Genomic DNA, 15132 nt, shown 5'->3' with positions numbered 1-15132 from the left:
TTTGCTTACTCCATGCTTAAGAAAGGTAGAAATGTGTGTAATAACAGGGTAGAATCGTGGGTCCTAATCGGAAGCGTATGAAGGAGAGATGCATATGACAGCCCGAACAATAGAAGAGTTGGAGCAGATCCGTAAAGAATGTAAATCCATGGTGACGAAAAGGGCTGCGGCTTCAGGTGGGGCGGTATTAGTTCCAGTTCCAGGGGCTGACGTTCTTGCTGATGTTGGCATTTTGATGCAGCTACTGCCAGCTATTAATGGAAAATTCGGATTATCTGAGAAGCAGCTGGAAGGTCTGGACGCAGAAACAAAATCCATGGTGTATGGTTTTATCACCTCAATTGGCAGCAAGCTGATCGGGCGACTCATTACCCGTGAAGTCATCGTGCAGATTTTGAAAAAAATGGGCATTCGTATCGCTACCAAGCAGGTTAGCAAGTTTGTCCCCCTTCTGGGGCAAGGGCTAGCCGCGGCAATTGGCTTTACTGCTATGCGAACCATTGGTAATCGGCATGTCGATCAATGTTATGAAGTGGCCAAGCGCTTGCTGGAGCAGCGAACTGCGGCAGATATCGCGCGCAACTGGACGGTTCCACAGCAGCCGCTAGAGCCTGTGGGAGTTGATCATTTGCCAAACCGGGACCCGGAAGCAGCAATTCCACTACTGCCAGCATCCACTAAAGATTAAGTCCTTCAAATTCAAGTCAACCATCCATTTCACCCACACGGGGTACTGCAGATCGAGACAGCTCCTGTATCCCGTGCTTTTTAGCCTTCCACCTTGGCTCCATAGGAGCGAGCTACCGCTACTGCCTGCTCGATATCCAGCTTGGCTCCAGTGATGTCCAGATCTTTAAAATTCACACCATCCATTTTCGCACCGCGCAGGTCTGTTCCTTGAAGATGGGCTTTGTGCAGTCTTACCCGGGTAAGATCCGCCTCCCGCAAATCTGCTTTTTCCAAATTGCATTCGGATAAGTCAGCTTCCTTGAATCGTATTTTTCGCAAATCTTGTTTTCTTAAATCTGCATGACGCAAATTCGTATAAGACCAGTCTCCGCCCGTAATTGTGATACCATCCATATTCGCCCCCGCAAAATCTGAACCTACTAGCTTGCAGTTATCAAACCGGACTACAAACAGATTGGCGCTGGTGAACAAACAATTGGTAAAAGCCGACTCCTTGTAGTGAGATGCATTCAGAATGGCTCCGGTAAAATCACAGTCCACAAAAGTACAGCCCTCCACGAGGGACTCATTCATCTCCACACCCCGAAAGCGACATCGGGTAAACTCGCAATTTCTCCACTCGCCTTCTCTGGCATCCATTGATCCAAAATCACGGGCTTCATAGACCTCATCTGTATAAAAGAACATGTTCTCTCTCCTATTCCTTATTCCTTATATTAGGAATTCAGCATTTCGGCAAGGACCGCTCAAAACCGCCTTTCATTTTTCCCAGTAAACCCTTCATCATCTTATGATCCTGCGGCGTAAACTCAGACATGCACGACCGAATTAACTTCGTATAATAAGGGACTATCTTACTTAACAGCTCTCGTCCTGCCTCTTTTAATCCGACAGTCACCATCCGCCCGTCACTCTCATGAGCCACACGTTCAATCATGCCATCTCGCTCTAATCCGTCGATCAGCCCCGTCATGGTTCCACGCGTCACATCAGCTTTTTCCGCCAACTCTGATGGTGTCATGCGATGCGGCGAATGGCAATGCAACAGGCTAAGAACAATAATCCGGCCCTGAGAAGCCCCCAACTTGCTAAAATCGGTATCCATTTCTCTGAAAATACCGTTAGCCAAGCGCGCAAATGTCACAAAAGTCTCTATATTATCCACTTCGGCATCTTCATGTCCAAAGCTACGCAGCACCCCGCGTATGGAGTCATTATGAAAATTAAAGTTCATAGTCTATCCATTCCTTCCTTAATCCCGCTTGTTCCGTCAGACGGTAGCTTTTCCATTCGTCTGGCAGCAAAGAAGCATACGGTTCCTTGGCAAAACGATCATCTACCAGGACCAACAATCCTTCGTCGTGCTCTGTGCGAATAAGTCTGCCACCTGCCTGAAGAACCTTGTTCATCCCTGGATATACATACGCATAGTTGAAACCATTCCGTCCCTGTTCGGAAAAATAATCCCGCAGCACATCCCGCTCTGCTCCAATTTGCGGCAAGCCGACGCCGACGACCACTACCCCATTTAAGCGATCCCCAGGTAAATCGACACCTTCAGCAAACACACCACCCAGTACGGCAAAGCCAAGCAAGGTGTGCTCTTGCCCAGGCTGGAAAGCCTCTAGAAATCGATCCCGCTCTGGTTCGGTCATCCCCGGACTTTGTACCAACGTATTTGCGGACACGTCCCGAAGCATGAACTCCTCATATACCTCACGCAGATATGGATAGGACGGGAAAAACACAAGGATATTTCCTTTCCGTTCTACAACCAATGCAGCCAGCATATCCGCAATCGCCCCTTTGGAACGCTCACGATCCCGATAACGGATGGAGAGCGGCAGCAGACGTACATCCCATTGCTCCTGATGGAAGGGGGAAGGAACCTGTAACGTATAATCTTCCTCGTTTGCTCCGAGCATGTCCCGGTAATAAGCAAGCGGTGTCAACGTTGCGGAAAAATAAATGGCTGAGCGGTAGCCCTTAATAGCTTGTCCCAGCAAGTGAGAAGGATCGAGGCAGAACAGCTTGACCCTCACTTCACTGCGCCCCGCTTCCACATAAGTAACGTATCGTTCATCGTATAAAGCAGCAATGCGCAGCATATTCTGAGCGGTAAAATACGTATCTAGAAGCAATGCATAAGCCGTACCCTCACCGCTTGCGTGGCTTGTACTGCCCCCCGTCACCAGTTCACGTTCAGCTGCTTCCACAAAAGGCGCCAACAGCTCCAGCACCTCTTGCGGTGCTGCTGTCTCCACTGCTTTTCCTGTATCTGCATATTGCTTGCGCAGCATAATCATATGTGCGTTCACTGCACTCGCAGCCGCAGCAATCTCTGGGCTTAGCAACTTAAATTCTCGTTTCAGTTCCAAAAAAGAAGATTTCAAAATTTCCGCCGAAAACATGTCCCGGCCGCGTTCTACCAGATTATGCGCCTCATCCACCAGTACGACACCTTTTCGCTTGTGCTCCTCCAGCAATCTTTTCAAAGAAATCCGTGGATCGAAAACATAATTATAATCACTGATTATACCATCCGAGGCATACGCCACATCCAGCGAAAATTCAAAGGGACATACCTTATGCTTGCGCGCATAATGCTCAATCACCGCCCGGGTCATTAACGTCTCATTCGCCAAAATATCGGATACCGCACCGTTGATCCGGTCGTAATAGCCCTCGCACATGCTGCATGATCCAGCATCACAATCATTTTCATCCTTAAAGCAAATTTTATCCTTCGCAGTCAAAGTCACCACATGCATGTGCAGCCCTTGGGCCTGCATTCTGGCGTAAGCTTCTTCGGCTGCTGCCCGAGTCGTGGTACGAGCCGTCACATAATATACTCGCCTAACCTGCCCCTCACCGATAGCCTTGATCGCAGGAAACAAGGTGGATACCGTTTTACCAATACCTGTAGGCGCTTTGGCAAACAGGTTAACCCCTTCGGCAATCGTCTTGTACACCGAACCCGCGAGAGTTCGCTGACCCGAACGATACGTATCAAAGGGAAAGTTCAACATAGCAATGCTGGCATCCCGCTTTTCCGCATGTGCTCTCAGCAGGAATGCATACGGTGCATAACCAGCAATCATCTCTTGTGCGAAAGCTTCTAGCTCAGCAAAGGATAGCTCGCGCCTAAATCGGCGAATGTCTTCACTGTGTGCCTGTACATAAGTAAGCTGGACCTGCATGGAATGATGTTGTTCCTCACGAGCAATCATATAGGCATACAGAAATGCTTGTGCCCAGTGTACGGGTTGACCGTCACCCTGAATATCTTCGAGGGGCAAAGAGATCGATTTAATTTCATCAACCGTCCATACGCCATCCAGCTCAATCAGTCCGTCACAGCGACCTTCAATGATAAACAATTCGTCCTTATACGAAATTTCTGTACGTAAATGTACCTCTTTGCGGTCATGCTCCTTGTAACCTTTCTGGATAACCTGATGCACGCGAGTTCCTTCGAGCATACTGCTATTCGAGCGAAAGCCGCTATGAATGCTGCCGCTCCGATGCACATACTCCACAAGAGGACGCACCGATATGTGAATTGGTTCCTTCATACGATCACCCGTTCCGGTCATAGTCCTTTCACTGTACCACGTAGATAAACGAAACGTAAGGGACATAAGAATCGTTTGTGGTCGATTGGTATTCACTCATGCCTACTTTTTACCGAAATATAGAAACGAGGCCTTTTGCTTTATTCCCCACGATACTACAACTCTCATTTCAGCATAAAGGATAGGGATATGTTAAAAGAATTAATTAACAATTTTGCGTTATTAACAAGCTTCTTATTCTTTGGAAATTTATTTTTCCGGAAATATGAGCGTTACCTAAAAAAACATGTATTCATTTATCGGGTAATGAACGGTTTAATGCTGGGTCTGTTTGGCATTCTGTTAATGATGACCGGTTTATGGATCCGTGGGCACTTTGTGGTCGATCTGCGCCAATTGGCGATTATCATTTCTGTTTATATGGGAGGATCGGTATCCGGTCTGCTGACTACCTTGATCATAAGCCTGTACCGTATTTACATCACAGGTGGTTGGACAGATGTTTCTCTGACTGCTACCGTCAATTGCTTCATGACACTGGGCATTTCACTTATCTTTATTCGAGAAAAAAGCCTAACACTCCGCAAGTGGATGTCGGCCGTGCTTGGAGCTGCTATAGTGTCGCTGTTATCTACTTTCTATGTGGTTAATCCTCCTGATAATGAATCTATGATAATAATCACAACCGTTAAGTTACTTGGCGGCCTGTTCACTTATTTTATGATGTCCCATATCAAAAAAACAGAACGGGCTGTTCATCTGCTGGAAGAAGCTGCAAATCGGGATCATTTAACCGGACTCTACAGTCCGCGTGCTTTCGATGCGCTATTTGAAGAGGTCTTCCATACTTCCAAGACTACAAAACAACCCTTTGGACTCGTGATGCTGGATATTGACCACTTTAAAAATATTAATGATACGTATGGTCATTTGAACGGAGATACCGTCTTAAGCCAATTAGGAATGCTGTTAATCCGGGAATCTACAACGAGGGCGTACCCCTCCCGTAAAGGCGGAGAGGAATTTGCCATTCTGATTGGAAATTGTGATAGTCAGAAAGCAGCAAGCTTTGCCGAAAAGATTCGGAAAGCTGTGGAAAATGAACGTTTTCTTTTGAATGACGGAACCTCGATCTCTCTAACCGTATCCATTGGAGCAGGCAGTTCACCTGTCATTGCATCGAGGCACTTACTGGAAAAGTCAGATGAGGCATTATATGAAGCTAAGCGTTCAGGACGCAATCAGGTGAAACTGGCAAAACCATAAATATTAGTCGCTAAATGTCAGGAAAGCTGGATTATTGTTAATAAAAAGTGGTAAAATGGAAATAACATCGTTATCAAAAAAACTTCTGCCGCTAGTGGAGACATGCCTTACAATCGACATGGGGGGTGGGCTTTGTGAACCTCGAACAATTGGAAAAACTCATGGAAAAAGAACGCCGTGAACTGAATCGCATGGCTGACTTACACGGATTAAAAGATGAACGTGTATTGGACAAATCCTCCAGACTTGACCGTATTATGGACAAGTACCTTCACACCAAGCGTGCAATAAACCAAACACACTCATAGAAGCAAGCTACATCGCTGCCCCTCAGGGCAGCTTTTTTATGATGTAAGCAGTATTCGTCCTCCTTCGGTGCACCTCTGCATCGTACTCACCTTCTTGTTGACTGACTATTTTCCGCCATATTCCGTCCGCAACAATTGTTGTGTGAACGATATCCATTCTCTGGCGGCAAAGGACAGATAACGATCGTTCCGCCAGATCATCCCCAAATGCCAAGGTATGACGGGGTCCACCAATGGAAGAACACGCAAGCGCTCGGAATCCAGATCTCGGCAAATGGCCTCCGGCAACAGCGCTACTCCCAGGTTTGCAGCAACCATTTCGCTAATCAGATCCCATTGTGAGCTTTCGTAGACTACACGCGGCTGAAAGCCAGCACGAACACATTCCGCAATGATACGGTCATGCAGCGTAAAATCCTCACGGAACAGTACAAACGCCTCCTCCGCCAACGCAGATAACGGTACCTCCTTGCACTCTGCCAATGCATGCGTAGGATGAACGAGCAAATTCAGCTTTTCCTCCACAAACAGAAATGTCTCAAACATATCTCCAACCGCAGGCAGCACAATCACCCCGATATCCAATGCCCCGGCTTCTACGTCCTGTTCCACTTTCTTCGCCCCGTCCTCAAATAATTGAATGGTCACATCAGGATATGCCTTATGGAATTCTCCAATGACACGCGGAAAAAAGCTTGATCCGACCATAGGGGGCAGGCCAATACGGATATGTCCCTTTTTCAGGTTCATCAAATCACTCAGCTCCGAGGACAGGCTTTGAAAGGACTTTACAATCGCTTGTGCTTGAAGCTCAATTACCTTTCCCGCGTCCGTCAGTTCGATTCTTTTGCCAATTCGGTCGAACAAAGCGACCCCCAATTCATCTTCCAGACTTTTAATCGTCTTACTGATCGTCGGCTGGGTAATAAACATGCTCTGGGCTGCCTTTGTAAAGCTACGCAACCGCGCGACTTCCAAAAAGTATTGTAAATGTCGGATATCCAAAGCTACACCTTCTCCCATAGACAAACGGAATAGATTACATTCTTTATATGCATTTTACTCATGAAAGCTTGTGATGTAAAATTTCATTACAGTTTGAAAATAACCGATCTCAAAGATAGGAGCCATTATATATGAAAAGCTTCATACGCGGTGTCCTCCAGATCGCCGTCCTGATGGCCTTTTCGCTCATCCTGAACGCGGTAGTCTCTTGGCTCCACCTGCCTGTACCCGGTAGTATCATTGGTATGCTGATCCTTTTTATTCTGCTGCAAACCGGCTTGGTCCGGCTAAGCTGGATTGAAGTTGGTGCAAATTGGTTGCTGGCCGAGCTGCTATTATTCTTTATCCCCTCCGCTGTCGGCGTTATGAATTATTGGCCGATGCTGGAACACGATGGTATGAGCATTATGCTGGTCGTGTTGCTCGGCACCTTTCTGGTGATGGCCTGCACAGGTATGGTCGCTAGTCTGCTTGGTAAACGAAAGGAGCATAAATCATCATGACCGGTCTTCTATGTATTGTATTGACACTCGCTATTTACTGGATGGCCAAACGCATGTACCGCACACTACCCAAGGTGTATTTGTCTCCATTGCTCATTACACCTATTGTTATCATTTTGATTTTGACGCTGACGGGTGTGAACTACCGTTCTTATAATTCGGGCGCTCACTTGCTGTCCATGCTGCTACAGCCAGCTACGATTGCATTTGCTGTCCCTTTGTACCGATATTTCCCTGTGTTAAAAAAACACGCGACCCAAATCGTGCTTAGCGTGCTGTCTGGGTCTGTTGTAGCCGTGTTGTCCTCCATGGCGCTTGCTAAGTGGATGCACCTGAATTCTTCGCTGCTGAGCAGCCTGATTCCTCGCTCCATTACGACGCCCATTGCGATGAATGTATCGCAAACGATTGGCGGCAATCCGACGGTCACGGCTGTATTCGTTATTCTGACCGGATTGAGCGGTCTTATTATCGGTCCGATGATTGTAAAACTGTTCCGTATCGAAAATGAAGTCTCACGTGGGGTGCTGCTCGGTACCGGTGCTCATGGTACAGGCACTTCCAAAGCATTCGAGTTCAGTTCGCTGACGGGGACGATATCCAGCATCTCGATGGTGCTCGCCGCTCTCTTTACCTTGGCGGCTGCCCCGTTCCTGTTCCACTTGATGCTGTAAGCCATCTGTATACAAAGAAGCAGCGATTCTCTTGTTATGAAGAATCGCTGCTTCTTTGCTTTCAGTCCATGTCTCAAAGCAATGGATGGCTCAAGGATATATATCCCTCGCGGCCTCAAATAGCTTTAACGTCACCGGGTTTCACCTCTACCTCTACAGGCGTTACAGCTTCATACAGGTAAGCATCCAGCTCAGCCGTATATTGTCGTTCTTGCGCGGCGCTCCAGCCTGCATGTTCGGACATCAATGCAATGGCGGGCTGTTTCCAGCGCTTCACCTCGTCAATCTGGAAGAACAGAGCCCCAGTTCGGCGTATAAAAAAATCAGACGGTGTCACTGTCATTTCCTGTTCCATCGCATACAGGAGCGGGGCACGCACTTCCACAGGCAGCGCCGCTTCCTTCTCGGTAGCCTCCTTCATGCTCTGTGCCGCTATGGCAAACAATCGCTCTGTGTTGGAGCCATAGCGGGTAGCCCATGCTCTAGCTATATCCGGCGACAGGCCGAGCGCAACACCTGCTGCGGTTTGCTTACCTACGTACGCGTCCCAGCCCGCTGAGCCTCCTACGCTGCCACCCGAAATCGGGATATGTCTGGTGCGGCATGCCCGGAAGCTCTGCCCATGCAAGCGCCCCAGCTCCTGTACCGCACGATCCACGACGAGTTCGGACATTTTCCGGTAGCCCGTCAGCTTGCCGCCTGCAATCGTGATCAGACCTGAACGGGATTCCCAAATTTCGTCCTTGCGTGAAATTTCCGAAGGGCTTTTACCGTCTTCATAAATGAGCGGCCGTACCCCTGCCCAACTGGATTCTACATCCGTAACAGTCAGCTTTACATCCGGAAACATTCCGTTGATCGCTTGAAGCACATAGGCCCGATCTTCGGCGGTCATCCGGGGATGCGCCGTATCCCCCTCATACACCGTGTCGGTCGTACCTGCATAGGTTTTTCCATCACGTGGGATGGCAAATACCATGCGTCCATCCGGTGTATCGAAGTACACTGCCTGTTTGAGCGGAAAGCGCTCAGCATCGAACACCAGGTGAATACCTTTCGTCAGGCGAAGCACCTTGCCCTCTTTGGAGCGATCCATTTCCCGTAACGTGTCTACCCATGGTCCGGCTGCATTAATAACCAGCGAAGCTTGAATTTCGTATGGTTTTCCCGTTACCCGGTCCGTTACGCTTGCACCGCTTATTCGTCCTTCGTCATACAGCAGCTTGTCAGCCTTGGCATAGTTCACCGCCAGCGCCCCTCGTGTAACAGCTTCCTTCATGACCTCAATCGTCAGGCGAGCGTCATCTGTGCGGTACTCTACATAGCTGCCGCTTCCCTTCAGTCCATCACGCTTCAGCAAAGGCTCGCGCTCTAGTGTAGCTTGGATGTCCAGCATGCGGCGGCGCTCACTACGCTTAACACCAGCAAGGAAATCATATACCAGCAGCCCGACAGAGGTGGTGAATGCGTTAAACGTGCCGCCCTTGTGAAAAGGAAGTAGCATACGCTCGGGTATGGTCACATGTGGACCATTTTCGAATACGATTGCCCGCTCCTTCCCGACCTCGGCTACCATCTTAACTTCAAACTGCTTCAAATAACGAAGACCACCATGCACTAGCTTGGTCGAGCGACTGGACGTACCCGCTGCGAAATCCTGCATCTCCACCAATGCTGTCTTCAAACCACGATCCGCCGCATCCAGCGCAATACCCGCCCCTGTAATGCCGCCGCCAATGATTAAAATATCCAAATGCTCATGTCCCATACGTTCCAAAACAGCGGTTCTCTCCTGCGCAGCAAATCCCTGTTCTCCCATCATTTATCCCTCCAGCTTTGTATATATTCACGATGCAATCTGCCAACCGAATCATCATAAGGTACAAAAAAAGACCACGAACATCGCTGCGGCGGATGCCGAGCGGTTCATGGTCTCTCCAAGTCTCCTGACGAGTATTAACTTATCTATATCGTAGCACACACGGTACGCTATGAAAAGGGAAATCTGCCTGTTGCCAGATGGCTCCCTTCTATCGCAAAACCGTCTCTACTTGAACGCCATTGCGGCATGAACTGCCTTTTTCCAGCCACCATAAAGCTCAGTCCGCATGTCCTCACTCATGGACGGAGTAAAGGTATGATCACTCTGCGCATATCCCCGGACTTCATCCAGACTGCTCCAAAACCCAACTGCCAGCCCTGCTAAATACGCCGCACCGAGTGCAGTTGTCTCGTTCACAGCAGGTCGTTCTACAGGCAGATCGAGAATATCGCTCTGGAACTGCATCAGGAACTCGTTCATCACTGCACCTCCATCTACACGCAATGAGCACACAGGTACACCCGAATCGCTCGCCATGGCAGTTAGGACATCTTTAGTCTGGTAGGCCAGCGATTCCAGTACCGCTCGTATAAAGTGCTCCTTGGTTGTTCCCCGCGTCAAACCAAATGTCGCGCCGCGCACGTCACTGTCCCAATACGGGCTGCCTAGACCTACAAAGGCCGGGACAAAATATACCCCTTCCGTCGAGGTCACACGCGCCGCATACGCTTCACTATCTTTGGCCTCGCGGAACATGCGCAGCCCATCACGCAACCACTGAATAGCAGACCCAGCTACAAAAATGCTGCCCTCCAGCGCATACTTTACCTGACCATTCAGCCCCCATGCAATGGTCGTAATCAGTCCATGTTCCGAGTCACAGGGTTCATCTCCGGTATTCATCAGCATAAAGCATCCCGTACCGTATGTATTTTTAATCATGCCCTTGTCAAAGCATCCCTGACCGAACAGAGCTGCTTGCTGATCGCCCGCCGCTCCGGCAATAGGAATTTCCTGCCCAAAAAAGTGATAATCCACCGTATGAGCATATATCTCAGAAGATGATTTCACCTCTGGTAGCATAGACGCAGGAACGCCGAGAATATCCAGCAGCTCCTCATCCCATTTTAGCTCATATATGTTGTACATGAGTGTGCGGGCCGCATTGGAGTAGTCCGTTACATGTGCTTTACCACCGGACAATCTCCAGATTAGCCAGGTATCAATCGTACCAAACAGCAAATCCCCACGCTCCGCTTGAGCTCGTGCCCCTTCGACGTTGTCGAGTATCCATTTGACCTTGGTGCCAGAAAAGTAGGGATCAATGAGTAGTCCCGTTTTGCTATGAAAAATATGATCAAATCCACGGCTTTTCAATTCCTCGCAGATCCCGGCTGTTTGCCGTGACTGCCATACCAGCGCATGATATACAGGAAGACCCGTATGTTTATCCCACACCACTACGGTTTCCCGTTGATTCGTAATACCAATCCCGGCAATTTGGTTGGCTTTCACACCTGATTCCGACAGGCAGGAGGCGATGACGGCCAAAATAGAGCTCCATATTTCATTTGCGTTTTGCTCTACCCACCCCGGCTGGGGAAAATACTGTGGGAACTCCCGTTGTGCCTTGTATACCACTTTTCCCTGCCGATCAAACAAGATGGCCCGCGAACTGGTTGTACCCTGATCCAAGGCAAGAATGTATTGCTCCATCGTTTCCCAGCCTCCTTGCATATTTATGTATTGTTACCCACTTGATTCAAATAAAAGCTATTGCTTATAATGCTCGAACAGCCGCTTATTGGAGGTTGTAACTGCTGTAGCTCCCGCAGCCAACGCCGCTTCCACATCCTCTGGGGTGCGAATAAGTCCGCCCGCCAAAATGGGAATGCCCGTGCGTTCGCTGACTTCCTTAATCATAGGTGGAACAACACCGGGCAGCACCTCAATATAATCAGGTCGTGTTTTTTCCACCAGCGCGTAGCTTTTTTCCAGCGCAATCGTATCGAGCAGGAACACCCGCTGTACAGCAAGAATCCCTTTCTTTTTAGCAGTTGCAATCACCCCGGATCGGGTCGAAATAATCCCAAACGGCTTAATTTCCTGACACAAATATTCAGCCGCATACTCGTCATTCTTCAAGCCTTGCACCAGGTCGGCATGCAGAAGCATTTGCTTGCTGCGACTCCTAGCCATCTGGTACAGGTTGCGCAGCTGCGCTACATGCGTATCCAGAAAAACCGCATACTCATAAGAGCTGTCCAAAATACCCTCCAGCTGCTTCATATGCTTAGCTGCAGGTAAAATGCGTTGTCCCTGAAATGGCATGGATATCCCCCTTAAAGCTGAATGTCGGTCAAACTCGTTCAAATTTTATATTATCACTCTGTTCGACGAAGGTGAAGCGGTTTCAAAAGAATACCCCTTTATACTCCATATGTGCCTTTATTTCTAAACAACATCCATGGATCATCTCTATTGGCTGCCACATCTGCCAGGTTGCTGGGATATTGTGGTTGGAGCTCCCCATCATCCCCAACTGTGCGCTCGATTACTCCCGCCTCTTTTACTTCCCTACCACAAAAACATTGAGATATTGCTTTCTTTTTTGTGCTTTTTAATCAACCATATGTCTATTTCATTTTCGAAAAACTCGCATAAATTAATATTAATCTTTCAAAGAATGGAGTGAATAGAATGGGTTTTTATGTTCGTAACAGTACACCTAACCCTATTTCGGTTGCTGTTGGATACTATGATTCTGGTTGTAGTCCTATCACCTATGCTAAGAGAGGGTGGTACCGTATAGAACCCGGTAGACGCGCACTTCTTGTAGCTGGATCAGCAGCAAACCAATTTTTTTATGTCTATGGACATGACAGTTTTGGTAATTGGTGGGGTGGTGGTTTCTACACAGATGTTCCTAGAGAGGCTTTCACAAGATGCTGGATAGCAGGTTGCCAAGGTCAAGGCTGTAGAAGTGTGGGGTTCGATGAGATTAATGTTGGTAATTTCGAAAACTACACACTAAACCTTGTAGATAGTACCCAAGGTGCCTCTAAGTCAAGACGTACTCTAGTGGCGAAAAAAAGAAAGGCCAATTTTAAATTAGGGAAGTTCAGCTTTATAAAATCACCTGGAAAATTAGGTAAGTTAGGCAAGAATAGAAAACCACTATATGGTAAACGCAACTAGAATTATATATACAGAACCAAAAGAAGCACCTCCAGACATGAACTGGGAGGCGCTTCCTTACATACTCGCTTCGTATTCCTTCGCTCGTCTGTAAAGCGTGTTTGGCTTCATGCAGATCCGATTTATTTCTGCCCTTACTGTTATGCTTTAACTGTACCCCTTTACCCAGCACGATCGCTGCTATCCTCTCAGCCTGAAGCTAATCTAGCCCTCAAACCCTCGGCGCAGCCATGAGGTAGCGAGCATGATCGCACCGCGCTTGGCCGCGGTTTCCGACAATGGGTTCAGCATCACAAAGTCGTGAATGATGCCTTGAAAGCGTGCAGCGGTCACATCTATCCCCGCTTCACGCAGCTTGTTCGCATAGGCCTCACCTTCATCGCGCAGCACATCGGCCTCGCCTGTAATGACCAGCGCACGCGGTAGCCCTTTGAGCTGTTCTGTGGTGGCACGTAACGGGGACGCCGTGATCTGCGCTCGTTCGTTGGGATCCGTCGTATATTGATCCCAAAACCATTGCATTCCTTCGCGGCTCAGGAAATATCCTGTGGCGAACTCCTGGTATGATTCCGTGTCAAAGGAAGCGTCCGTCACCGGATAAAATAACAACTGCTGCCGGATGGAAGGACCACTGCGTTCTTTGGCCAGCAGCGTTACGGCCGCGGTCATGTTACCGCCGACACTGTCTCCGGCTATCGTCAGCGTATCGGGCTTCAATCCATGCTCGCGCCCATGCTGTGCCACCCATTGAACGACCGCGTAAATTTCCTCAATTGCCGTCGGATATTTAGCTTCAGGTGATAAGCTGTATTCCGGGAATACAACGGCTGCCTGTGAGCCGACTGCCAATTCACGAATCAGACGATCATGCGTATGGGCATTACCGAATACCCAGCCTGCTCCATGAATATATACAATGACCGGGAGATCGCTTGTCACCTGTTGTGGACGAACAATTCTGACCTTCACCTCACCGCCAGGCCCACCTGGAATAGACAGATCTTCTACATCTGCGGCGGGTTTGTCTGCTGGACCGGATTGAACCTCATTGACCGTTTCACGTCCTTTTTCAGGACCCAAATCATATAGAAACGGAGGCTTGGCATTGTCGTCTGCAAATTTCTGCGCTGCGGGTTCAAGCTGTACTTTTTTACTCATATCGTTTCACTCTTCCTTTCTTATCTGTGCTCTACATATATCCAATATGGCTTAAGTTTGCTCATTCAGTTTCACCTTATATATTTAAACGAGTTCCTCTCTTTCCAATCGGAGGACTTTAGTTTGCCCAACAGAAGAGCTTGACTTTTATTTTATATTGTAACTATAATAGTTACATGTTAAAGTTCGTAAATGTACCAGGTACACTTACGATCAAACTAATGAATCATCCAAATCATATTTATAGGAGGCTATCTATTATGAAAATTGCAGTTATTGGTGCAACCGGTAAAGCAGGAAGTAATATCGTAAAAGAAGCATTAGACAGAGGACATGAAGTAACCGCCATCGTCCGTGACTTGGCTAAGGTAACGGAAAGCCGTGCTACTGTAGTACAAAAAGACGTTTTTGATCTGAAAACAGATGATCTGAAAGGTTTTGACGTAGTCGTTAATGCTTTTGCCGCTCCACTCGGACAAGAGCATCTGCATGTCGATGCAGGTAACGTACTAATTGAAGCCCTGCGTAATGTATCCGGTACTCGCCTAATTGTCGTAGGTGGTGCAGGCAGCTTGTTCACTGACGAATCCCAAACACTTTTGGTAAAAGATGCTCCTGGCTTCCCTGATTTCGTATATCCAACAGCAAATAACCAAGGAAAAAACCTGGAAATTCTGCGTGGTACTAGCGATCTGAACTGGACTTTCATTAGTCCTTCTGCGGAATTTGCTCTGGGTAAACGTACAGGCTCTTACCAAGTGGGAAAAGAAACGCTGTTGGTTAATTCCAAAGGTGCAAGCTATGTCAGCTATGAAGATTATGCAGTTGCCGTAGTGGACGAAATCGAAAAACCGCAACATCTGAACCAACGTTTCACAGTGGTGTCCGAATCCTAATTTCCCTATTCTTGCAGCGTTTATAGCATAAAAGAGA

General features: G+C 48.1%; 15 protein-coding genes. 7 read left to right on the top strand and 8 right to left on the bottom strand.

The genetic code is table 11. From position 1 onward, the window contains the following. Positions 1-94 precede the first annotated feature (94 nt). Positions 95-688, top strand: a complete 594-nt coding sequence (locus tag NSS66_RS11650; protein WP_028540784.1) for a hypothetical protein — start codon at positions 95-97, stop codon at positions 686-688. A gap of 80 nt (positions 689-768) precedes the next feature. On the opposite strand, the gene NSS66_RS11645 is transcribed toward NSS66_RS11650, so the two are convergent. From NSS66_RS11645 to NSS66_RS11635, 3 genes are read right to left on the bottom strand one after another with little or no spacing between them, the layout of a single operon-like run. Beyond that, complete coding sequence (locus NSS66_RS11645) at positions 769-1377, bottom strand: pentapeptide repeat-containing protein (protein ID WP_028540785.1); 609 nt, start codon at positions 1375-1377, stop codon at positions 769-771. Between the two features lie 37 nt (positions 1378-1414). Beyond that, a complete protein-coding gene (locus NSS66_RS11640; protein WP_013312480.1) occupies positions 1415-1924 on the bottom strand; it encodes a MarR family winged helix-turn-helix transcriptional regulator in 510 nt (169 codons plus the stop codon). Next, complete coding sequence (locus tag NSS66_RS11635; protein WP_340959098.1) at positions 1914-4286, bottom strand: ATP-dependent DNA helicase; 2373 nt, start codon at positions 4284-4286, stop codon at positions 1914-1916. The genes NSS66_RS11640 and NSS66_RS11635 overlap by 11 nt, the downstream gene beginning before the upstream one ends. Positions 4287-4454: 168 nt before the next feature. On the opposite strand from NSS66_RS11635, the gene NSS66_RS11630 reads away from it, so the two are divergent. Beyond that, the gene (locus NSS66_RS11630; protein WP_076156555.1) at positions 4455-5531 is read left to right on the top strand and encodes a diguanylate cyclase; all 1077 of its coding nucleotides are present in this window, start codon (positions 4455-4457) and stop codon (positions 5529-5531) included. 134 nt (positions 5532-5665) lie between these two features. Beyond that, on the top strand, positions 5666-5839 hold the full coding sequence (locus NSS66_RS11625; RefSeq protein ID WP_013312483.1) for an aspartyl-phosphate phosphatase Spo0E family protein: 174 nt from the start codon (positions 5666-5668) through the stop codon (positions 5837-5839). A gap of 105 nt (positions 5840-5944) precedes the next feature. Here the strand turns inward: NSS66_RS11625 and cidR are convergent, their stop codons facing one another. Beyond that, positions 5945-6844, bottom strand: a complete 900-nt coding sequence (cidR, locus tag NSS66_RS11620) for a cidABC operon transcriptional activator CidR (RefSeq protein ID WP_023990853.1) — start codon at positions 6842-6844, stop codon at positions 5945-5947. A gap of 131 nt (positions 6845-6975) precedes the next feature. Here cidR and NSS66_RS11615 point away from each other — a divergent pair, with 131 nt between their 5' ends. Both NSS66_RS11615 and NSS66_RS11610 read left to right on the top strand, forming a co-directional pair. After that, on the top strand, positions 6976-7347 hold the full coding sequence (locus NSS66_RS11615) for a CidA/LrgA family protein (protein WP_013312485.1): 372 nt from the start codon (positions 6976-6978) through the stop codon (positions 7345-7347). Beyond that, entirely contained in the window at positions 7344-8021 is a 678-nt protein-coding gene (locus NSS66_RS11610; protein WP_013312486.1) for a CidB/LrgB family autolysis modulator, read from the top strand. Before NSS66_RS11615 ends, NSS66_RS11610 begins: the two co-directional genes overlap by 4 nt. Positions 8022-8136: 115 nt before the next feature. Here NSS66_RS11610 and NSS66_RS11605 read toward each other — a convergent pair whose 3' ends face one another. The 3 genes from NSS66_RS11605 to NSS66_RS11595 form a co-directional block, all read right to left on the bottom strand. After that, positions 8137-9840 carry a glycerol-3-phosphate dehydrogenase/oxidase gene (locus NSS66_RS11605; protein ID WP_340959097.1) on the bottom strand — a complete coding sequence of 568 codons (1704 nt, stop codon included), beginning with the start codon at positions 9838-9840 and terminating at the stop codon, positions 8137-8139. Positions 9841-10068: 228 nt separating this feature from the next. After that, complete coding sequence (gene glpK / locus NSS66_RS11600; protein ID WP_340958974.1) at positions 10069-11559, bottom strand: glycerol kinase GlpK; 1491 nt, start codon at positions 11557-11559, stop codon at positions 10069-10071. Between the two features lie 57 nt (positions 11560-11616). Further along, complete coding sequence (locus NSS66_RS11595; protein ID WP_340958973.1) at positions 11617-12174, bottom strand: glycerol-3-phosphate responsive antiterminator; 558 nt, start codon at positions 12172-12174, stop codon at positions 11617-11619. Positions 12175-12543: 369 nt separating this feature from the next. On the opposite strand from NSS66_RS11595, the gene NSS66_RS11590 reads away from it, so the two are divergent. Beyond that, positions 12544-13041 carry a DUF1036 domain-containing protein gene (locus NSS66_RS11590; protein WP_025721808.1) on the top strand — a complete coding sequence of 166 codons (498 nt, stop codon included), beginning with the start codon at positions 12544-12546 and terminating at the stop codon, positions 13039-13041. A gap of 204 nt (positions 13042-13245) precedes the next feature. Here NSS66_RS11590 and NSS66_RS11585 read toward each other — a convergent pair whose 3' ends face one another. Further along, complete coding sequence (locus NSS66_RS11585; protein WP_340958971.1) at positions 13246-14199, bottom strand: alpha/beta hydrolase; 954 nt, start codon at positions 14197-14199, stop codon at positions 13246-13248. A 260-nt stretch (positions 14200-14459) separates the two neighbouring features. Between NSS66_RS11585 and NSS66_RS11580 the strand changes: the two genes are divergently transcribed. After that, positions 14460-15095 carry an NAD(P)-dependent oxidoreductase gene (locus NSS66_RS11580; protein ID WP_028540794.1) on the top strand — a complete coding sequence of 212 codons (636 nt, stop codon included), beginning with the start codon at positions 14460-14462 and terminating at the stop codon, positions 15093-15095. Positions 15096-15132: the final 37 nt, after the last annotated feature.

This window comes from Paenibacillus sp. FSL R10-2748, from assembly GCF_038005565.1.
GTDB lineage: Bacteria > Bacillota > Bacilli > Paenibacillales > Paenibacillaceae > Paenibacillus > Paenibacillus polymyxa_B.
The sequence above is the reverse complement of the archived record's forward strand: the minus strand, read 5'-3'. Positions and strand labels throughout refer to the sequence as shown.